The organism is Maritimibacter sp. DP1N21-5, from assembly GCF_019218295.1.
In the GTDB taxonomy this organism is placed as follows: domain Bacteria; phylum Pseudomonadota; class Alphaproteobacteria; order Rhodobacterales; family Rhodobacteraceae; genus Maritimibacter.
In genome coordinates this window covers 336,888-357,541 of sequence record NZ_JAHUZF010000006.1, presented here as the reverse complement: position 1 = coordinate 357,541, position 20,654 = coordinate 336,888, and the positions used below count along the sequence as shown (strand labels likewise).

Here is a 20,654-nt window from a genome sequence, read left to right as displayed (position 1 = left end):
CCCTCGTAAACCTCGCCCAACCGTGAGAGGAGGAGGACCAAGCATGGCGACGTATCAAGAGGTCTACGACAACTGGAAAGCGGACCCCGAGGCCTTCTGGATGGAGGCCGCCAAGACGATCTCCTGGGACCGCCGGCCCCGCAAGGCGCTCTTCGACTTGGGAAACAACCTCTACGAATGGTTCTCGGACGGCATGGTCAACACCTGCTACAACGCCGTGGACCGCCATGTGGAAGCCGGACGTGGCGGCCAGACCGCGATCATCTACGACAGCCCAATCACAGGCCGGCAGACGAAACTCTCCTTTTCCGAGCTTCAGGACCGCGTCGCGCGCGTCGCCGGGGGGCTGGCCGCACGCGGCGTCACCAAGGGCGACCGCGTCATCATCTACATGCCGATGGTCGCGGAGGCACTGGTCGCGATGCTCGCCGTCACCCGGATCGGCGCCGTGCATTCGGTCGTCTTCGGAGGCTTCGCCTCGAATGAACTGGCAGTGCGGATCGACGACGCGAAGCCCAAGGCGATCATTGCAGGCTCCTGCGGGCTCGAGCCCAACCGCGTGGTGAATTACAAGCCGCTCCTCGACGGCGCCATCGACATCGCGAAACACAAGCCCGACTTCACCGTGATCTTGCAGCGCGAGGAAGCCCCGGCCGACCTCAAGCCCGGTTATGACATCGACTGGGCCGAAGTCGAAGCCGCCGATCCCGTGCCCTGCACCCCGGTCGAGGGCAATCACCCGGTCTATGTGCTCTATACCTCCGGCACCACGGGCCAGCCCAAGGGCGTGATCCGGCACACGGGCGGGCACCTCGTGGCGCTCAACTGGACCATGAAGAACGTCTACAACGTCGATCCGGGCGACGTGTTCTGGGCGGCCTCGGACGTGGGCTGGGTCGTCGGCCACAGCTATATCTGCTACGCCCCGCTCATCCACGGCAACACCACCATTGTTTTCGAGGGCAAGCCCGTCGGCACCCCGGACGCAGGCACCTTCTGGCGGGTGATTTCGGAGCATGGCGTGAAGAGCTTCTTCACCGCGCCCACCGCCTTCCGCGCGGTCAAACGCGAGGATCCGAAGGGCGATTTCATCAAGAAATACGATCTGGGCTGCCTCAAACAGGTCTATCTGGCGGGTGAACGCGCCGATCCCGACACCATCGTCTGGACGCAGGAGAAACTGGGCGTGCCGGTGATCGACCATTGGTGGCAGACCGAACTGGGCTATCCCGCCGTCGCGAACCCGGTCGGGATCGAGCTTCTCGAGACCAAGCTCGGCTCGCCCGCCGTGCCGATGCCGGGCTACGAGATGAAGATCCTCGACGAGGGTGGCAATCCGCTTCCCGCGGGCCAGCTTGGCGCCATCGTGGCGAAACTGCCCCTGCCCCCCGGCACCCTGCCAACGCTGTGGAATGCCGAGGACCGGTTCCGCAAGAGTTACCTCAATACCTTCCCGGGGTATTATGAAACGGGTGACGCCGGGTATATGGATGAGGATGGCTATTTATATATCATGGCCCGCACCGACGATGTTATTAACGTCGCCGGACACCGGCTTTCGACCGGCGGGATGGAAGAAGTGCTGGCCTCGCACCCCGATGTCGCGGAATGCGCGGTGATCGGCGTCACGGACGAATTGAAGGGACAGCTGCCGCTCGGGTTCCTCTGCCTCAACGCCGGCGCGGATCGCGACCCGAAAGAGGTCGTCGCCGAATGCGTGAAGCTGGTGCGCGACAAGATCGGACCCGTCGCCGCCTTCAAGACGGCGGTGGTCGTGGACCGGCTGCCCAAGACCCGGTCAGGCAAGATCCTGCGCGCGACCATGGTCTCGATCGCGGACGGCAAGGACTTCAAACTCCCCGCCACGATCGACGATCCGGCGATCCTCGACGAGATCCGCGAGGCTCTCGGAACCGTGGGTTACGCTGGGTAAACTGCCCGAAAACGGCGATTAATAGTAAAATTGTTCACGTCCGGCACAATCCGGGCGTGACTTTCTGCGCCAAATCAACAGACTCTCAAAACGTCCTTAATCATTCTGGGGACTTATGCCCCGGAATGGAGTTGCCGAGGTTTGTAGTGGCCAGTTTTTCTGACGGGGATTTCGGACAGGTCGACGTGCGCCGTCCCGACGGGCCGCGCGTGCGGACGCTGGTGTTGTGGCCACCCGACATGCCGCAGGTGTTTTCCGCCGATGTCTTCCGGGCCGCACGTTGCACGGTTACCCAAGCCAGCCATGTGGAACAGGCGCGCAGGCTTTGCGCGGACCTTGACCCCGATCTCGTCATCATGCCCCTGACCATGCAGGGCCAGTCGCTTCTGCCCTATCAGAAGAAATGCATGGAAGAGAATCCGCACCGCTCGATCATCATCATCGCGGAGAACGACCAGATCAACGAAGCCGCAGAAGCCATGCGCAACGGCGCCGCGGACTGCCTGTTTCGCCCGTTCTCGGAAGCGCGGTTCGAACGCACGCTCCTGTCCACTCTGGGGCTGATCCCGCCCCGGATGGCACATGCCCCGTTGCCTGACAGGACCGGAGCACAAAGCCCGCCCGATACCGCCATTCCGCCCAGCGCCCGCGCCAAGACGGACCCGATGGCGCAGCCCGCGCACGCCGGAGTGAGTGTGCCCGAACTGATGGGCACCTCCGCACCCATGCAGCACCTCATCACTCGGATGCACGCCATCGCTCGGTCCCCGGCCTCGGTGATCATCCGCGGCGAAGTCGGTTCAGGCAAATCCATTCTCGCCCGCGCGCTTCACGATGCTGGCCGCCCGAATGGGCCCTTCGTCATCATCGGACCCGAAGTCTGGACCGGGCAGCCCGGAGACAGCAGTCTCGACATCGTGGCCGAGGTGCGCCGGGCCGAAGGCGGGACATTCCTGATCGACCGGCTCGACGAACTAGCCATGTCGGCGCAGACCCGGCTTCTGCCCATCGTTCAACGCCACGCGGCGGCCCTCGCGAAGTCGCCGGTCCGCTTCGTGGCGACGCTCGGCGGCGATCCCTATGCCGCCATGGCTGCCGGACGGCTGCGTGAGGACCTGTTCTATTGTCTCAACGTGCTGGAGCTTGCCCTGCCGCCCCTGCGCCAGCGCACGGGCGACATCGCGCTCCTGACCGACAGCTGGTTGCCGCTCTTCGCCGCCGAAGAAGGCCGCACCATGCCCCGGCTTCTGCCCGATGCGCTCGCCGCGCTGGACGGATATGCCTGGCCCGGAAACCTGCGCGAGCTGCAATCCGTCATTCGGGAGGTGGTGCTGACCTTTGACGGAACGGACGTCTCAGCCCCTGACCTGCCCGCCCGTATCACCGGCCGCGCTCCTGCTGCGGGGCCCGCGCCGCCGCAGGCCTTTCTGGCGGCGGATGCACTCGTCGGACGGACGCTCTCCGAGGTCGAGCGCCTTGTCATCGAAGCCACCATAGAGGCCGAGGGCGGTTCCATTCCTCGCGCGGCCAAGGTGCTTGGCGTGTCGCCTTCCACGATCTACCGCAAGCGCGACACCTGGAACTGACCCTGACGGGCGGCGGCCTAGACGAATTGCTCCCGGATCAGCCGTTCCTCGAGACCGTGGCCAGGATCGAAGAGCACCTTGTGCCGGATGTCGGTCGCGCTTTCCACGACCACGCTGGTCACCTGACCCGCGCTCCGGCTGTCGGCGTCGGCCATCACCGGGCGCTTGTCCGGCTCCAGCACATCGAAACGCACACTCGCCTGTTTCGGAAGCAGCGCCCCGCGCCAGCGTCTGGGCCGGAACGCCGCGATGGCGGTCAGGGTCAGCACATCGGATCCGATCGGCAGGATCGGACCATGGGCGGAATAGTTGTAGGCAGTCGATCCCGCAGGCGTCGCGATCAGCGCACCGTCACAGACGAGTTCGGCCATACGCCGCCGTCCATCCACCGAAATGGCGAGCTTCGCCGCCTGCGGACCAGCGCGCAGGAGAGACACCTCGTTGATCGCCAGTTTCTCGACCTCGTCACCCGTGACCGTCGTCGCCCGCATGCGAAGCGGGTTGATGACCTCGAGCTCCGCATCGCCCAGACGCTCTTCCAGCCCCTCGACGGCAAACTCGTTCATCAGAAAGCCGACGGTTCCCCGGTTCATGCCATAGACCGGCACGTCGAGCGCCTGCGTCGCGTGAAGCGTCTGGAGCATGAACCCGTCCCCGCCCAGCGCCACGATCACATCCGCGCTCTCGGGCGCGGACTGCCCGTAGCGCTCCGTCAGTCGCCCCAGCGCCTCCTGGGCCGATACGACCTCGGACGCCATGAAGGCCAGTTTCGGTCCTGCTGCCACGCCCGTCTTCCCTGTATCCGACTGCCTAGTTTCCGGCTGGTGCGAATGTTTCCCGCATGCCTGCCTCTGTCCCCGAAAGAAACACAAGTTTCCCCCTCTGACCAGATTTGCCGCGAAATCGCCCCCCAAGGTCGCTGAAAGCCTTTCGGCGGGTCGCGAATTGTCCTATTCCAGCCCCCAACTGCTCACCCCACTTGGAGACCTCCCATGAAGGACATCCGTTCCCCCGGCTTTTTCACCCAGAGCCTCGCTGAACGCGACCCCGAGATCTTTGCCTCGATCACCGGCGAGCTTGGACGTCAGCGCGACGAGATCGAGCTTATCGCTTCGGAGAACATCGTCTCCGCCGCCGTGATGGAAGCCCAGGGCAGCGTGATGACCAACAAATACGCCGAGGGTTATCCAGGCAAGCGCTACTACGGCGGTTGCCAGTTCGTGGACGTGGCCGAGCAACTGGCCATCGATCGTGCGAAGGAGCTCTTCGGCTGCGACTTCGCCAACGTGCAACCGAACTCCGGCTCGCAGGCCAACCAGGGCGCGTTCAATGCGCTCATCAAGCCGGGCGACACGATCCTCGGGATGAACCTCGCCTCCGGCGGACACTTGACCCACGGCGCCCCGCCGAACCAGTCGGGCAAATGGTTCAACGCCATCCAGTACGGCGTGCGCAAGCAGGACTGCCTGATCGACTACGACGAGGTCGAGGCGCTCGCCAAGGAACACCAGCCGAAGCTCATCATCGCCGGTGGCTCGGCCATCCCGCGCCAGATCGACTTCGAGAAATTCCGCGCCATCGCCGATGCCGTGGGTGCCTATCTCATGGTGGACATGGCCCATTTCGCCGGGCTCGTGGCGGCCGGCGAACACCCCTCGCCCTTCCCGCACGCTGACGTCGTGACCACCACCACGCACAAGACCCTGCGCGGTCCGCGCGGCGGGATGATCCTGACGAACAACGAAGAGATCGCGAAAAAGGTGAACTCGGCGATTTTCCCGGGCATCCAGGGTGGCCCCCTCATGCACGTGATCGCAGCGAAAGCGGTCGCCTTTGGCGAGGCGCTCGATCCGTCGTTCAAGACCTACCAGAAGGCGGTGCGCGCCAATGCCGTGGCACTGGCCGATCAGCTGATGAAGGGCGGGCTCGACATCGTCACGGGCGGCACCGACACCCACGTGATGCTCGTCGACCTGCGTCCCAAGGGCGTGACCGGCAACATCACAGAAAAGGCCCTTGGCCGTGCGCATATCACCACGAACAAGAACGGCATCCCTTTCGACCCGGAAAAACCGACCGTGACCTCGGGCATTCGTCTGGGCACGCCCGCCGGCACCACGCGCGGCTTCGGCGAAGATGAGTTCCGCCAGATTGCGGACCTGATCGTGGAGGTGATCGACGGTCTTGCCGCCAATGGCGAAGACGGCAACGGCGAAGTGGAAGCCGCGGTCAAGGTCAAGGTCGCCGCGCTTTGCGAGGCCTTCCCGATCTACCCCAACCACTAAGTCATTGGGAAATCAAAGGGAACGGGCGGCCTCGGTCGCCCGTTTTTCGTCACAGGAACCCGCGCCAGCCCAGAAGCGCGACGAAGATCGCCACCACCAGCAGAAGGTTGAAAGCGAGCCCCGCGCCCCATTCGACCGCAACGCCCCGCCGCCGGTCCCAGGGGTCGATGTCGAGCAGCCAGCGTTCGACGCGCGATGTGCCGCTTTCGATCCGGCCATGGTCCACACGCGCGGCAAGCTTGGGATGTTCGGACAGGTCGAGCGCCTCGAGCAACGCCTCGATCTCGCGCCGGACCCAGCGCGGCACCTTGCGACCCGCACGCCGCAACTTGGCGCGAAGCCCCTGGCCACGAATGTCCAGCCGTTCCTCCATGAGCGAGGCGAGCCGTTCGGCGCGTGCGTGCATATCCATCCTCCGTCCCCCCTTCTCCCAACCGGCGCAACAGTAGGCCAAGGGTCTTTCGGCCTCAACGACTTACCGCTATCAGAAGTTCATGCTCGCATACGATTCATATGGCGAGGAAACGGCAGGCGCCCCGATCCTCATCGTCCACGGCCTCTTCGGCTCCGGCCGCAACTGGGGCGTGATCGCCAAACGCCTGTCAAAGAGCCGCCGCGTCGTCAGCGTCGACATGCGCAACCACGGTGACAGCCCCCGCGCCGACAGCCAGAGCTATCACGACATGGCCGATGACCTTGCACAGGTGATCGAGTCCCTCGGAGGCGAGGCCCTTGTCGTCGGGCATTCCATGGGCGGCAAGGCCTCGATGGTCCTGGCCCTCACCCGGCCCGAGCTTGTCCGCGCGCTCATCGTGGCTGACATCGCGCCGGTGGCCTATGAGCACACCCAGGCGCATCTCGTCGACGCGATGCAGGAGCTCGATCCCGCCGCCTTCGACAAACGCTCGGACGCAGACGCGGCGCTCGCCCGAAAGGTCGAGACCAAGGGCGTGCGCGATTTCCTCCTGCAATCGCTCGATCTCAAGGAAAAGCGCTGGAAGCTGAACCTCGACGTGCTCGGGTCCGAGATGGACAAGATCCTCTCCTTCCCCGACCTCTCCGCAAGCTATGACGGACCCACGCTGTTTCTCGCGGGCGCGGAGAGCGACTATGTGCTTCCCGAGCACCGCGACCGGATCAAGGCACTGTTTCCCAACGCGAAACAGGCGAAGATCCCCGGCGCGGGCCATTGGCTCCACGCCGAGAAGCCGCGCGAGTTCGAAGCCGCCGTCCGCGCCTTCTTCACGCTTTAGGCAGCGGCCCTAAACCCCCTGAGCTTCGGCCACGGCCACCGCTTTCGCGGCAAGTTCCATGACCGCTTCCCGGCTGGCCGCGACTGCGATGAAACGTGCGTTGTGGCAGAATTTCGCGCCCGTAACCCCGCTCGCCGCCTCCAGCGCCGCATCGGTCAGACCGGCCCAACTTTCCGGCAGATCGGCGCGCGCGGCAAAACCGTCGCCCGACTTGCGGATCGTGTTGAGCGCCCAGTCCTCACCACGCGGATGCACGACGAAGAGGAGGTGATCGGCCCCAGCCGCCTCCACACCAGCGCGAAACGGCATGCCCATGGGAAGCTCCAGCACGCGCCCGTCCCCGGCCGCCTCGATCGCCGCCGCCACGACACCCTCGGCCCGGCGCTTGGCCGCCCGAGTGCGCACCGCCGCCTCGACAAAGGCCCGCGCGACGTCCAGCGCTGCGTGAAACGCGCGGTCGTCGGCATCTGCGGATCGGTCATCGTAGGCAGGCTTCAGGGTTTCGAGAAGTTCCGGCAGAGTCATCCCGGCAAGGCGCCCCGCCTCGCCCGGATCGAGCGCGCCGTTGTCCATGAGATCGACGGGCAGCACGAAGCCCCGGTCCACCGCCGCGGCGAGCGCGTCCAGATCCGTCTCCGGCACCGCCATGGCCAGGAGATAATCGCGCCCATAATGCGCCCAGATCAGTCCGAAGGAACTATAGGGCTGGCCATCCTCACGCAGGGGGGCCGGGCGCTGATGATGGTCGAACATCCCCGCCTCGGCATCAAAGACCCGCCCCACGTCATAAACGATCCGCCCCGGGGCCGCCGAGGTCAGGCGCTCGTCGCGCGACCGGATCAGCGCGGCCTCGGGGAAGAGCCGGGTCAGCACGACCGAGGACAGAAGCTCGTCGGCATGGAACCCGCCCGAATGGGTCACGAGTTGGGTGATCGTCATCTCTGCGCCTCCGTTGACTACCCCCGCGCCTTAAGTCGCTGCGAGACAATTGTCCAACCCCGGCAACGACAGGCTCTTACGAGGGCACGCGAACGGCCTCATCCCACCGCGGGCAAAGGTGACGAGGTTGGTCGATTTTGAGAAGAATGGCTGGGGTGGTAGGATTCGAACCTACGGTACGCGGTACCAAAAACCGTTGCCTTACCACTTGGCTACACCCCAACGGTGGGCGTGTAACTACTCAAAGCCTGCCCCCCCTGCAAGGGGAAAAAGCGCCGAAAACGCCGGAAGTTTCTCGCCCCTGTCCGGGTCTATTCCGTGGCCGCGCTCTTGCGCAGAAGATCCTCGTCGCTGCGGGTTTCGCGCTCGGCGGCGACGATGTTTTCCAAGTCGTGTTCCTGCGTCGCGTCGACGTTCTCGACCTCGGTCGAAGGGGCCTCTGGGGGGGCGGTGACGATTTCCGCACCTTCCGCCGCCTCTTGGCCGACATCGTTCATGAGAATGCGATAGGTGGTCTCGGGCATCTCCACGCCGGCCGCGTCGAAGGCCAGCAGCACCTGACGGATCGCCTCGGACCGGGCAGCGAGAAGCCCGGTGGTGTCCTGATTGATCCAGCCAGTCAATCGCATCCCGATGTCGGAGGCGCCAAGCTCGGTCGTCCAGACCGCGACGGAGGGGGTTTCGAGAATGAAGGGCAGCGCGTTGAGCGTGTCTTCCGCCAGGTGTTTGACCGCTGCCAGATCGGTGCCATAGGCCACCCCGATGTCGAATTGGAACCGCCGCTCGGGGTTGCGCGAGTAGTTGATGATCGTCGCCTTGAACACGGCCTGGTTCGGAATGCGCACGTGGTTGCCGTCGAAAGACAGAAGGATCGTCGCGCGGCTGGTCAGGCGGATCACCTTGCCCTCCTGCCCGTCGATGGCCACGGCGTCGTTGGGCGCGAAGGGCTGGCGCACCGACAGGAGCACCGAAGCGATGAAATTCTCGACCGTGTCGCGCACCGCGAAACCGATGGCGAGACCGATGATCCCCGCAGCGCCAAGGATCGTCGACAGAAGCGCCGTCGCCCCGATGATGTCGAGCGCCACCACGATCCCCGCGATGACCCCCGCCACCCGGATCAGGGCGCGGATGATATCGGCGATGAAGGCATTGGGCGCGATATTGTCCCAGGGGCTGCGGCGTTTGGCGATGAAGAAGGCGAGCCAGACCACGATCCCGAAGGCGAACAGCCCGATCCCCACCAGCGGGAGAAAGGCCACACTCTGCCAGAAGCGGTGTTCGAAGCGGTCGAGAAGCGGGGTCAGGAGGCGTGAGAAATCGGTGGAGATCGTCACCTCGTTCTCGATCGCGACGACACCCTCGACGCGGCCCGCGATGTCGTTCAGCCGCTCGGCCGAACTGACCCCGAGTGTCGTGCCGCGCATGGTGACGATCCCCGCCTTCACGGTCACGGTGACGTCCTCATAGCCGTCGAGTTCATGCAGGATGTCGCGGATGCGCGTGGCGATGGCAGCGTCTTCTTGGGCCTGGCTCGCCGATCCGTTGCTGGTTGTGATCGTGCCGTCCTGCGCCACGGCCGGCGCGACGACAAGACCTGCGATGATCGCGGCACCTGTCGTGCCCAGACACAGGACAACCGCAATCGCCCTTAGAAATCCCCGTCCCATCCCCGCAATACCCTCGTCAAAACCGACCCTTCCCCAAGAGTCTTTCCAAATTTTTTCAGAGGTTAGCGGGCGATCAGGGAATAGCAAGCGCCACGCATCGATGGGCGCTGGCGGCCTCTGTAGGGGCCGCCGCTTTGTCGTGTCCGGTCGCCGTCAGCCGGTGACCTGTTCTCGCAGGATCGAGGCGGTGATCGACACCATGAGGTAGATGCCCGCGAAGACGAGGAAGGCGAGAAGCGTGTTCTCGAACTCGCGCGGATAGGTCGGGGTGTCCGGGGCAACGGGATGCACCCCCATCTCGAGGTAGCGGGTCTGTTTGTTGGCTTCGATCCGCGCGGTTTCGAGCTGTTGCAGCGCCTGCTGCATGAGCACGGTGCGAGTTTCGAGGTTGGTCGTCGCAATGGCAAGCTGCCCGCTGACCGACGCGATCGAGGCATCGCCCGTGGCGCCCTCTTCGGTCAGCCGCGCGCGCATGTCGGCGATCAGTGCCTCGAGCCGCCCGATGTCACCCCGCACGCCGTCGACGCGGGCCTGGTTCGGGCGCGGGTTGTCGAGCAGTTGCTGGAGTTGCAGGCGCTTTTGCTGGAGGGCCAGTTCGAACTGGTTGATCTGCCCCATCACCGAGGCGGCGTCCGAGGTGGGATCGTAGACACCCATTTCCTCCTGCAGGCGCAGAACCTCCTGTTGGGCCGCGAGCATCTCGGTCTCTGCGTCCTCATAGCTCTCGATGGCGCCGGCCATCTGGTCGGCCCGGAGTCGCTGGGTCAGGTTGTCGACCCGCTCTTCTGCATAGCGGATGAGCGCTTCGGAGATCGCCGCCGAGGTTTCGGGACTGGCCGCGATGACCTCCATCTTCACGATGCCTTCGGTCGGGTCGTAGCCGATCTTCACATTGCGCTTGTAGGTCTTGTAGGTCTCTTCGTTGCTGGCATCGGACGACAGGCGCTGGATCGGGTCAATATCCGGACCAGAGAAGTGTTCCTTGAAGCCGATGTCCTGATCGAGGCGCAGCATGGCGTCACGCGAAGTCAGGTAGCTTTGCACCGTGATCGAGTCCTGCGACGACCCGAGCCCCGATCCGGCGAAGAGCGACCCCAGCCCCGATCCGCCGGTGCCGCCATCGGCCTTCTGGATCACGAACTCGGACTTGGTCGCATACATGGGCGTGGCGACGTTGAAGAAATACCAGCCGGCGACAAAGGTCGGCAGAAGCACGAAAGCCGCGAGCCGCACGGCAAGAAGCAGGAGCCGCTTGCGCCTGCGTCGCACGATGGACCACTGCATTTCCTGGATCGACCGGGCCCGCTCGCCCGCGTCCATCATCTTGGGCTGGGCGGGCACCATCATTGCGCCCGACGGCACGGTCTGGGGCAACTGGATCTGGCCGATGGGCTGGTTCCCGCTTCGCGCCGAAGCCTCGCCCGCCTTCGCGGCATCCTCTTCGGACGACACGAGTTGCAGCATGTTGGCGGCCTGGAACGGGTCGACGCCCGCCCGCCGCAAGAGCCGGACCGCATCATAGTCCGAGGTGGCCGGGAGTCCGTGCTTCTGGGCCACACGCCGCGCCATGCGAAGCTGCCGACCAGTCAGACCCTCCTTCTTGATCGCGGCGAGTTCGGCTTCTGCCGAGGCCGGGGCCGATGGCCTTGGCGTGGCTGCGTGGGTCGAAGGCGGGGCCGAGGTCTGCTGGGGCGCCTGCTGCGCGGGTCGCGAGGCCGGCGCGGCACCGGGGAAGCGCTGGTCGCCGAACCCATCTTCAAACCCTTCCGAAGCGGCCGCCTGAAGCGGGTTGGGCCCGCGCGTTTGCGGCATGGGACGGGTCGGTTCCGGGGCTGGACGGGGCGCCGAGCGCGGCGCTTCGTCTTCGGCCTCGTAGCCCCCGCTGTTCGCCGGCTGATCGTCCTCCAGCCGCTCCGCCGTTGCAGCCCCTGTCACGGGGCGCCGGATGCGGAATTTCCTAGCCTTGGGTGGTGTAGTCATAGAGCTGTTTCGCTTCTTCCAAGGTGTCGAACATGTAGATCTGTCCGTTGTGCAGGACGCCGGCGGACCGGCAGAATTTCTCGAGCGTCTGGGCCTGATGGCTGACCACGACCACGGTGGCGTTCTCGAGCCGGGTGCGCAGCACGTCGCCGGCCTTGCGGTTGAACTCGGCGTCCGTCGTCTGCGGCATGCCTTCGTCGATCAGGTAGATGTCGAAATCGAGCGCGAGGAGCAGGGCGAAAGAAAACCGCGAGCGCATCCCCGACGAATAAGTGGTCATCGGGAAATCGAAGTATTCCTCGAGGTTACAGAGCCAGCGCGTGAAGGCCTCGATGTAGTCGGGGTCGAGGCCGTAGAGCTTCGCGATGTAGCGCGCGTTTTCCTTGGCCGAGAGCTTGCCCACCACGCCGCCCATGAACCCGAGCGGGAAGGACACCTTCGACGTGCGCCGCACTTCGCCGTCGTCGGGTTTCTCGATCCCGGCCATCATGTTGATGATCGTCGTCTTGCCGGTGCCGTTGGGTGCGAGGATTCCGACCGAATGGCCAAGGTCCACCCGGAACGACGCATGGTCGAGGATGACCTTGCGTTGTTTCCCGGTCCAGAAGGACTTGGAGACGTTTGTGAATTCGATCATTCGAACCCCGGCACTGCTTCCTGCGCGCCCGGTTTCAGCCGGGCATCCTTGACGATGACCCATATGGGGCCAATTGGGCACCATTATGTCGGATCGTCCGCCTGCAATACAGGGTTTTCAGCGAGTCCCGGCCCGTAAGGGGCGGATTTCCCCGCCAATTGTTCTTTTTGGTTACACAATTGGCGGGGAGAAACGGCGAAATCAGCCCGGCTGTTTCTCGACCCGCAACAGTTTGCCGGCGATGATCGAGAGGAACACCGCGCCAAAGCTGAAGAGCGCGCCCATCTTGGCGGCGTCCTGCACCGGCCCCGGATGGAAGGCGACCGAGGCCACGAAAAGCGCCACGGTAAATCCGATGGCGGCCACGAAGCCGATCACGATAAGATCGAGCATCCGCATCCCCTGCGGCAGGCCAAGGCCAAGCGGCTTGGCGGCGATCCAGCCCATGATGAAGATGCCCACCGGCTTGCCGATGATGAGCCCCGCGAGAACGAGGAACGTCGGCGCCGAAATCGCGTTGAACTCGACGCCCGCGTTGGCGAGGCCGAAGAAGAACAGGATCAGCTCGACGGGGTGCTTGAGCGCATGCTCCATGCTGTTGAGGATGTCATGGAGGTGCTGCTCGGCATCGGCGAAAAGCCCGAAGGCGCGGTCTGCATGGGGGATGGCCGGGATGATCGGCAAGAGGCCCAGCGCCGGGTGCAGACCCGACTGCGTGAAGGCGAAGAGGCTGATGACCCCGGCGACCCCATAGGGCAGCCACGACAGGTTGCGGCGCACCCATGTGGACTTCTGACGAAGCTGGTCGCCCCGGTCCATTCGGCGCGGCAACCAGTTGAAGAAGACGAAGGCGATGACCGACGCCGCCACCGACAAGAGCAGCCATTCGGGCGCGAGATCGCCAGACGGATAGAAGATCGCGAGAATGATGAGCCCGCCCGCATCGTCCGCGATGGCGAGCAGCAGGAGGAAGCGCACCGCCGGGTGACCCGCGCCGAAAACGATCCGTCCGACCAGATAGGAGAAGGCGATGTCGGTCGCCGTGGGAACCGCCCAGCCGCGGAAGACCGCGTTATAGGTTTCCGACCCCATAAGCATGGCGAGACCAAGATAGACCGCGATCGGGCCGATCATGCCGCCCGCCGTCGCTATGAGCGGCGTCGCCGCCTTCTTCCCGCGCAGCGAGCCGTTTTCGAGGATCACGGCCTCCCAGACTTCTTTCCCCGCGATGGCGAAGAACAGCGCCATGAGCAGGTCGTTGATCAGGTAGTGAACGGTGAGCACCCGGTCCACGTCGCCGATGTCGAAATCGTTCGCGTGGCTCCCGTAAGCCTCGGCCCAGTGGGCGAAATCCTGTCCGACCCAGCCGTTGAACCACAGCGGATACTCGACGAAATGGTGGTAGCTCGACGGGTCGATGTTGGCCCAGATGAGCGCGACGATCGCCCCTGTGATGAGCAGGATCGAATAGGTCGTGATAAAGTTCCAAACCTTGTACATGCGCCGTCGCTCCCCGTCCGCCGTTGGTCTTGCCGGCTGCCATAGCTCAAGAGGACAAGAGGCTCAACCGTCACGAGACGCCGCGCGGGGTTCTGGCCGCCTCCGAAGGGGCAGGTGATCAAGGCTTGGGCAATGCCTGCGTGCGAGGGCGCCGCGCAGGCGGGTGGGCGCCGCTCAGAAGCCCTGAACGAACGGCACGCGTCGGCTGCGGTGGGCGCGGCCCATCTCGGCGGCGCGCTCCGTATCCGTGAACGGGCGGACGGGCTCGCCCCGACCCTCGCGCATAATCTCGACCACCTCGGGCAGAATCGTCTCGATCTCCGTCAGAGCCACCTGCCCCACGGCATCGCGCGCACCAGCGCCCAGAAACAGGCTTTCCATCGGGGCGCCGTCGGCGAGGATGACCTCATGCGCGTCGAACAGAAGGTGGACATAGATCACCCCGCCAACATCTTCCGCCACCTCGATGCCCGGCAGTCCGACGAGCGCGCGCACGGCAACGAGCACTTCGGTCGTGCCGAACATCTGCATGGCGAGACGCGAGCGCACCAGCACCCGGTGCTGCGGCGACAGAAGCACGTCGCGGGCCGGAAGCCCGCCGCCCAGCGCACCCCGCGCGACCCGGATCGGCCGGATCGCCGGATTGGCCCGCAACTCGAGCGGCCCCAGACGGCGCATCGCGACCCAGCGGATCGGCTGCGGCCCGTGGTCCAGCGTCTCGACCAGATCGCCGGGCCTCAGGCGCACTACCTTCTTGTCGCCTTCAGGCGTCCGGATACGAGTGTCGGAGCCGAAGCAGACGAAACCCTGTTCCGCCATCTGGCGCACGGCAGCCCGGTAATGCTCGCCGGTGATGGTTTCGATACGTATGGACTTGATGGGCCGTTCCACGAAGGCTTCCGAGAACTCCGAGCCGTCCGCGAAAGGGGTCAGGAACACGCGTCCGAGCCTATCCTGAAGCACCACCATCCAGGTCGTGTCCGAGGTGCGGTCCATATAGGTCAGCCGCACCGAGACGTGGAGAGAAACGACAGTCTCCGACACGTGCCCGCCCCAGTCCAGCCGTTCCGCCCGCCCCTCTGCCGCTTCGCCACCTTCAAGACCGAGGGTCGTCTCACGCGAATGGGCAGGCGCGTCGGCATCCCCGAGGCAATATCCGACCAGCCGATGCGCCGTCCGCGCCACCGTGTCGTCTTCGCCGAGGTCGAGATTGGCATGGGTGCCGATGTAATATGCGGGAAGCTTGCTGGTCTTCATGTCGGTCTCTGTCGCGCCGCGCCCACGTCGGGCTTCGTCTTGGACGCGATGTCACGGGTCGTTGCAGACCGCCGTATGGGAGAGGGACAAGGCGGAAATCGGGCAGGTTCGTGAAGATTGAGAGAAATAGTCCCAATTAAAGTCAAAGTGGCAGAAAGCTGCCGACCGTTACAGGCGGGCGGGCCGCCGCGCGGGCTTGTCCCGCTTCGAGCCGGACCCTAGGTCCTTGGCATGGGATCTGAAGACACTCGGGCACAGGCGACCGCTGAATTGAGCGCAAGGATCACGGCCTGCCGGATCTGTGCCGAGCGTTTTGCTGCCACCGCCACGCGCCACTCCCCGCGGCCCGTCGCCTGGTTCGCGCCCGGAGCGCGGCTGCGCATCGTCGGACAGGCGCCCGGTATGCGGGTGCATGAAACCGGCCTGCCCTTCAACGATGCCTCCGGCGACCGGCTTCGCGACTGGATGGGCGTGGACCGCAAGTCCTTCTATGACAAGACGCAGGTCGCCATCACGCCGATGGCCTTCTGTTTCCCCGGCTACGACGCCAAAGGGGCCGACCTGCCCCCTCCCCGGATCTGCGCGGCCACCTGGCACGATGCCGTGGACGCGGCCCTCGCCCCGGCGCTCACACTCCTTGTCGGGGGATACGCCCAACGCCGATACCTTGGCACCAAGCGGCGGATGACCGACACCGTCGCGTCCTTCGCGGACCATGGACCGGGGATTATCCCCTTGCCCCATCCGTCCTGGCGCAATACCGGGTGGCTGAAAAAGAACCCCTGGTTCGAGGCCGACCTCTTGCCCGTGCTTCGGACCCGCGTCGCGGAGGTGCTGGGATGAGCGCAGAAAACGAACTCGAAACGCCGCTCGACCGCGCCCATGCGGCGATGGAGGCCGACCTTGGCGACGATGCCGCGCGGCTTGGCTTTTACGAACGTCTCGCGGATGGGGAACTCTATCTCCTCCTGAAGTCCGAGGCGTCCGGCGACCGGCTCGATGCCGACATCTTCGAACTTCAGCCCGACGGGGACCTGCCGCCCGATCGCTATGCGCTCGTTTTCGACCGCGAGGACCGGCTTGCCGCCTTCGCCGAGGGACCCGCACCCTATGCCGCGCTGCCCGGTCGGGTGGTGGCCGCCATGCTCGCCGGACAGGAGATCGGACTTGGCGTCAACCTGGGCGTCGCGCCCTCGTCCATCCTGATCCCGCCGGCGGCCGTCGACTGGCTTGCCGAGACGCTGGGGCCCGAGCCGGAGGTGGTCGAAGGGCAACTGACCGCCGTCGAGGCCCCCGAGGGGTTATCCGAACGGCTGCTGTCCGGCTTCGCCACCAAACTCGCGCCGGCGGCAGGTCTTTGCGACAAGGCGCTGCTGGCGCGGGGGCAATATGACGATGGATCGAGCGGCCTCATCCTCGCCTTCATCGACGCTGCACCGGACGCGCAGGCCCCGCTCGCGCGCGCGGCGCAGGAGGCGATTACCTTTTCGGGCTACGAGGAACGGCTGGATGTGGCGTTCTTCACGGGGGACGAACCGGTGGCCGACCGTCTCATGCGGGTGAGCCTGTCGTTCGATATGACCCGCCCCGAAATCGTCGAGGAACCGGTAACGCCGAAAGCGCCGGGCTCCGACCCGACGAAACCGCCGATCCTGCGCTAGCGATCAGCGCGACGCATAGACCATGACCCAAAGCGTGCGGCCCGCCAGAAGCGCGATGCCGACGCCGTAATCGGTGGCGTTCTGACGAAGCAGGTTGTCGCGATGGCCCTTGGAACGCATCCAATCGGCAACAACGATATCGGACGAGACCTGCCCATGGGCGATGTTCTCGGACGACAGCCGGGCGGGGTAGCCCGCCGACTTGATCCGATCCTTGGGCGTCGATCCGCCCGATCCGGTATGGGAAAAACTGTTGTTGGTCGAAAGCCAGCAGGCATGACGCTGCGCCGCCGTATCCAGGAGCGCGTTGCGCGCCAATGCCGGGCGGCCCTCGTTCTTGCGCAGGGTGTTGACGGAGATCCCCAGATCGCTTGCAAGGCGCGCCGCGTTGGGGGCCAGGTCACAAGCCACTGCCGCGCTTGCGCCGAACCCCGAAATGGCAACGGCGAGGCAGAGCGCCAAACGTCGGGCGGCAGAGGCGGCCGGCGCGATCCTCACGAGGGTTTGGACGCGGCTTCCAGCGCCTCGATCCTGGCTTTAAGGGCCTCGTTTTCCTCGCGCGCCTTCTGCGCCATGGCGCGCACGGCGTCGAATTCGTCGCGGGTCACGAAGTTGCGATCCGCGAGCCAGCGGTCCATCCAGCTCTTCATCGCCGTCTCAGCCTCGGTCCGCGCCCCTTGGGCTACGCCCATGGCGTTGGTCATCAGCTGGGAAAAATCGTCGAACATCTTGTTGCGGGTCTGCATGTCACTCTCCTTCGCGTGCCGTGGCACACGGCAAAAACGTCCCTTTCCATATGGGCCTTTGCCCGGATAATCACAAGCAGGGGAACGGCTGCGTCCTTGAAACCTGTGGCGCGCGCGGGAGGTTGACACCGGCCCCTGCGCGTCGCACCAAACGCGCATCATGGCCATTCCGTTCCCGAACATCTCACCGGAGATCTTCTCCTTCGACATCGGCTCGATGCACTTCGCGGTGCGTTGGTATGCGATGGGCTATATCGTCGGGATCGCGCTGGGGTGGCTGATCATCCGCATGGCGATCAAGCGCCCGAAGATCTGGGCCGGGGAACGGCCCGGAATGACGCTTGAGCAGTTGGAAAGCCTCGTCACATGGATGGTCGTCGGGATCATCGTGGGCGGGCGCCTGGGCTTCGTGCTGTTTTATCAGCCGGCCTATTACCTGCAAAATCCGCTCGACATCCCCAAGGTCTGGCAAGGCGGCATGTCCTTTCACGGCGGCTTCCTCGGGGTGGTCCTGGGCGTCATCCTCTTTGCGCGCCGGCATGGGCTCGTACTCGGCACGACCGCCGATCTTCTGGCCATCGCGACGCCGCCGGCGCTTGGCCTCGTGCGCATCGCGAACTTCATCAACGCCGAGCTTTGGGGGCGTCCGACCGATGCTCCCTGGGGCGTGATCTTTCCCGGCGAGGCCGCGCAGGCCTGCGCCACGGCCACCACGCCCTGCGCGCGCCACCCCTCGCAGCTTTACGAAGCCGGGCTCGAAGGAATCGTTCTGGGCGCGCTGCTTCTGACGCTCGCCTTCGGGTACCATTGGCTGAAACGGCCCTGGATGCTGACCGGCGTCTTCCTTGCGGGCTATGGCATCTCGCGCTTCGTCGTCGAGTTCTTCCGGCAGGCCGACCCGCAGTTCATCACGCCGGACAATCCCTTGGGCCATGTGATCCGCCTTGGCGCCGAGGCCGGGGTCACCATGGGACAGCTTCTGTCCACGCCGATGATCGTGGTCGGTCTCGTGCTCGTGATCTGGGCGTCGCGCCGGAGGGTGCGTGACCCCGGCGCCGAGGCGGCATGAGCGGGCGGCTCACCGATCATCTGATCGCCCGCATCGACGGGGACGGGCCGATGAGCGTGGCCGACTATATGGCGACCTGCCTGACCCATCCGACGCTTGGCTACTACACCACGCGCGACCCTCTGGGCGTGGCAGGGGATTTCACGACCGCGCCCGAGATATCCCAGATGTTCGGCGAATTGGTCGGACTGTCGCTCGCGCAAAGCTGGCTCGAACAGGGCGCGCCCGGACGTTTCACCCTGGCCGAGCTTGGACCCGGCAGGGGCACCCTCATGGCCGATATCCTTCGGGCGACGCGGGGCCTGCCCGGGTTTCACGACGCGGCACAGGTTATTCTGGTCGAGGTGTCCGAAGCCCTGAGGCAGGAGCAGGCGGCACGCCTGTCTGACTACGGGGTGCAATGGATCGACAGCACCGCCGCCCTGCCCGAGGGTCCGCTCTGGCTGGTGGCGAACGAGTTTTTCGACGCGCTCCCCGTGCGCCAGTTCACCCATGACGCGGGCCATTGGCGCGAACGGCAGGTCGGGCTCAGGGAGGGGCATCTGACCTTCGGTCTGGGCGGGCCGGTCGCGCTCCCTGCCCTTGCGCGTTTCGAGGCGGAGGATGGCCAGACGGTCGAGATTCGGCCCGCCGCAGAGAGTGTGATGACCGAGATCGAGGATCGAATCGCAGGCCACGGCGGCGCGGCGCTGATCATCGATTACGGCGACTGGCACTCGCGCGGCGATACGCTTCAGGCGGTGCGCGCCCACGTCCATGTGGATTGCCTCGCCTCTCCCGGCGAGGCCGATCTGACGGCGCACGTGGATTTCGAAGCGCTGGCCCTGACCGCGCCCCGGCTCGTCCATTCGCAGATGACACCTCAGGGCGTATTCCTGGAACGGCTGGGGATCACGGCGCGGGCGCAGGTGCTGGCAAAGGGGCTGACGGGCGATGCGCTCACCGCCCATGTCGCCGCGCATCGTCGCTTGACGCACCCCGAGGAAATGGGAACCCTGTTCAAGATTCTCGGTCTCGTTCCCGAAGGAGCGGCCATGGTGCCGGGGTTGGAGAGATGATGCTGGAAATCGTGACATCCGACGCGCTCAAGGGCACACGCCACGGCTTTTTCACCCGCAAGGGCGGCGCGTCGTCCGGGATCTACTCCGGGCTCAACTGCGGCGGCGGGTCGGGCGACCAGAACGACGCGGTCACCCTGAACCGCGCGCGTGTCGCGGCGGCGATGGAGGTCGAGCCCGAGGGGCTGGTCGGCGTCTGGCAGGTGCATTCGCCGGACGTGGTGATCGTCGATGGCCCGCTGAACGGCGAAAAACCCCGGGCCGATGCGCTGGTGACGAATGTGCACGGCGTGGCGCTGTCGGTGCTGACCGCCGACTGCGAACCGGTGCTCTTTGCCGACAGCGAGGCGGGCGTGATCGGCGCGGCCCATGCCGGGTGGAAAGGGGCGCTCGACGGCGTCCTCGAAGCCACGGTGGATGCGATGGTGGCGCTTGGTGCGCGGCGCGAGCGGATCGCGGCGGTGATTGGCCCGACCATCAGCCAGATGAATTACGAGGTCGGCCCCGAGTTCCTGGAGCGTTTCCTGGACGAGGACCCGGACTATGGTCGCTTCTTCGTGGGCGGTCAGGGCGACCGGGTGCAATTCGACCTGCCCGGGTTCGGTCTGCACCGGCTGCGCGAGGCGGGCGTGGGTCATGCGGAATGGGTGCGCCACTGCACTTACGAGGACCCGGCGCGCTACTACTCCTATCGCCGCTCGGTTCACCGCAAGGAACCCGACTACGGCCGGCTGATTTCGGCCATCCGCCTCTGAAGCCCTGCCCCGGTTTTTCCCCAAGGTTCTTCGTCTTTCCCCCCGCTTGGCCCAATCTTGCCCGATTTGAATTGGACAACGGGGTTAACGACGCTGGCGACAGCAGACCCTTGGACAGAAACGGGAGGCACCCATGGCCACGAAGCGCTGGATGAAATCGATGATCGAAGCGGCCAAGACCGAAAAGGTCGAACTGCCCTATCAGCGCTCGGTGCGCGCCAAGGCGGTCAAGAAAGCTGCCTGATCCACAGGATTGGCCCGTGGGCCCTGAACAAACCGCTCCAGTTGGGGCGGTTTTTTCGTTTCTGGCGAGTGCGACCGAACG

At 65.3% G+C, this 20,654-nt stretch carries 19 protein-coding genes and 1 tRNA gene; 9 read left to right on the top strand and 11 right to left on the bottom strand.

Annotated features, from left to right (window positions below; genetic code table 11):
* Window positions 1–43 precede the first annotated feature (43 nt).
* Both KJP29_RS09390 and KJP29_RS09385 read left to right on the top strand, forming a co-directional pair.
* Entirely contained in the window at window positions 44–1,933 is a 1,890-nt protein-coding gene (locus tag KJP29_RS09390) for a propionyl-CoA synthetase (protein WP_218463315.1), read from the top strand.
* 146 nt (window positions 1,934–2,079) lie between these two features.
* Window positions 2,080–3,519, top strand: coding sequence for a sigma 54-interacting transcriptional regulator (locus KJP29_RS09385; protein WP_218463314.1), 1,440 nt, complete (start codon window positions 2,080–2,082; stop codon window positions 3,517–3,519).
* 17 nt (window positions 3,520–3,536) lie between these two features.
* Here the strand turns inward: KJP29_RS09385 and KJP29_RS09380 are convergent, their stop codons facing one another.
* A complete protein-coding gene (locus tag KJP29_RS09380) occupies window positions 3,537–4,304 on the bottom strand; it encodes an NAD kinase (protein WP_370630858.1) in 768 nt (255 codons plus the stop codon).
* Between the two features lie 207 nt (window positions 4,305–4,511).
* On the opposite strand from KJP29_RS09380, the gene glyA reads away from it, so the two are divergent.
* Window positions 4,512–5,804 (top strand): serine hydroxymethyltransferase, encoded by a 1,293-nt coding sequence (glyA, locus tag KJP29_RS09375; RefSeq protein ID WP_218463313.1) that lies wholly within the window; start codon window positions 4,512–4,514, stop codon window positions 5,802–5,804.
* Window positions 5,805–5,853: 49 nt separating this feature from the next.
* Here the strand turns inward: glyA and KJP29_RS09370 are convergent, their stop codons facing one another.
* A complete protein-coding gene (locus KJP29_RS09370; protein WP_218463312.1) occupies window positions 5,854–6,216 on the bottom strand; it encodes a hypothetical protein in 363 nt (120 codons plus the stop codon).
* An 82-nt stretch (window positions 6,217–6,298) separates the two neighbouring features.
* Here KJP29_RS09370 and KJP29_RS09365 point away from each other — a divergent pair, with 82 nt between their 5' ends.
* Window positions 6,299–7,057 (top strand): alpha/beta fold hydrolase, encoded by a 759-nt coding sequence (locus tag KJP29_RS09365; protein WP_218463311.1) that lies wholly within the window; start codon window positions 6,299–6,301, stop codon window positions 7,055–7,057.
* A 9-nt stretch (window positions 7,058–7,066) separates the two neighbouring features.
* Here the strand turns inward: KJP29_RS09365 and KJP29_RS09360 are convergent, their stop codons facing one another.
* The 7 genes from KJP29_RS09360 to KJP29_RS09330 all read right to left on the bottom strand — a co-directional run bounded on the left by KJP29_RS09360 (window position 7,067) and on the right by KJP29_RS09330 (window position 15,040).
* Window positions 7,067–7,996: an MYG1 family protein gene (locus KJP29_RS09360; protein ID WP_218463310.1), complete on the bottom strand. Its 930-nt coding sequence runs from the start codon at window positions 7,994–7,996 to the stop codon at window positions 7,067–7,069.
* Between the two features lie 147 nt (window positions 7,997–8,143).
* A tRNA-Gln gene (locus KJP29_RS09355) sits at window positions 8,144–8,218 on the bottom strand.
* Between the two features lie 89 nt (window positions 8,219–8,307).
* The gene (locus KJP29_RS09350; RefSeq protein WP_218463309.1) at window positions 8,308–9,666 is read right to left on the bottom strand and encodes a mechanosensitive ion channel family protein; all 1,359 of its coding nucleotides are present in this window, start codon (window positions 9,664–9,666) and stop codon (window positions 8,308–8,310) included.
* 153 nt (window positions 9,667–9,819) lie between these two features.
* On the bottom strand, window positions 9,820–11,646 hold the full coding sequence (locus KJP29_RS09345; RefSeq protein ID WP_218463308.1) for a capsule biosynthesis protein: 1,827 nt from the start codon (window positions 11,644–11,646) through the stop codon (window positions 9,820–9,822).
* Entirely contained in the window at window positions 11,624–12,283 is a 660-nt protein-coding gene (locus KJP29_RS09340; protein ID WP_218463307.1) for an ABC transporter ATP-binding protein, read from the bottom strand. Before KJP29_RS09340 ends, KJP29_RS09345 begins: the two co-directional genes overlap by 23 nt.
* 201 nt (window positions 12,284–12,484) lie before the next feature.
* Window positions 12,485–13,783, bottom strand: coding sequence for a Na+/H+ antiporter NhaA (locus KJP29_RS09335; protein WP_218463306.1), 1,299 nt, complete (start codon window positions 13,781–13,783; stop codon window positions 12,485–12,487).
* Window positions 13,784–13,957: 174 nt separating this feature from the next.
* Complete coding sequence (locus tag KJP29_RS09330) at window positions 13,958–15,040, bottom strand: Hint domain-containing protein (RefSeq protein ID WP_218463305.1); 1,083 nt, start codon at window positions 15,038–15,040, stop codon at window positions 13,958–13,960.
* A gap of 231 nt (window positions 15,041–15,271) precedes the next feature.
* Between KJP29_RS09330 and KJP29_RS09325 the strand changes: the two genes are divergently transcribed.
* Window positions 15,272–15,883 (top strand): uracil-DNA glycosylase family protein, encoded by a 612-nt coding sequence (locus KJP29_RS09325; protein ID WP_218463304.1) that lies wholly within the window; start codon window positions 15,272–15,274, stop codon window positions 15,881–15,883.
* On the top strand, window positions 15,880–16,701 hold the full coding sequence (locus KJP29_RS09320) for an SseB family protein (protein WP_218463303.1): 822 nt from the start codon (window positions 15,880–15,882) through the stop codon (window positions 16,699–16,701). Before KJP29_RS09325 ends, KJP29_RS09320 begins: the two co-directional genes overlap by 4 nt.
* A gap of 3 nt (window positions 16,702–16,704) precedes the next feature.
* Here KJP29_RS09320 and KJP29_RS09315 read toward each other — a convergent pair whose 3' ends face one another.
* Entirely contained in the window at window positions 16,705–17,199 is a 495-nt protein-coding gene (locus KJP29_RS09315; protein ID WP_218463302.1) for a CAP domain-containing protein, read from the bottom strand.
* The gene (locus KJP29_RS09310) at window positions 17,196–17,447 is read right to left on the bottom strand and encodes an accessory factor UbiK family protein (RefSeq protein ID WP_218463301.1); all 252 of its coding nucleotides are present in this window, start codon (window positions 17,445–17,447) and stop codon (window positions 17,196–17,198) included. Before KJP29_RS09310 ends, KJP29_RS09315 begins: the two co-directional genes overlap by 4 nt.
* Before the next feature lie 160 nt (window positions 17,448–17,607).
* Between KJP29_RS09310 and lgt the strand changes: the two genes are divergently transcribed.
* Genes lgt through pgeF form a run of 3 tightly spaced genes read left to right on the top strand, consistent with a single transcriptional unit; the run spans window position 17,608 to window position 20,329 of the window.
* The gene (gene lgt / locus KJP29_RS09305; RefSeq protein ID WP_218463300.1) at window positions 17,608–18,516 is read left to right on the top strand and encodes a prolipoprotein diacylglyceryl transferase; all 909 of its coding nucleotides are present in this window, start codon (window positions 17,608–17,610) and stop codon (window positions 18,514–18,516) included.
* Window positions 18,513–19,574, top strand: coding sequence for a class I SAM-dependent methyltransferase (locus KJP29_RS09300; RefSeq protein WP_218463299.1), 1,062 nt, complete (start codon window positions 18,513–18,515; stop codon window positions 19,572–19,574). Before lgt ends, KJP29_RS09300 begins: the two co-directional genes overlap by 4 nt.
* Window positions 19,571–20,329: a peptidoglycan editing factor PgeF gene (pgeF, locus tag KJP29_RS09295; RefSeq protein WP_218463298.1), complete on the top strand. Its 759-nt coding sequence runs from the start codon at window positions 19,571–19,573 to the stop codon at window positions 20,327–20,329. The genes KJP29_RS09300 and pgeF overlap by 4 nt, the downstream gene beginning before the upstream one ends.
* The last annotated feature ends 325 nt before the right edge of the window (window positions 20,330–20,654 follow it).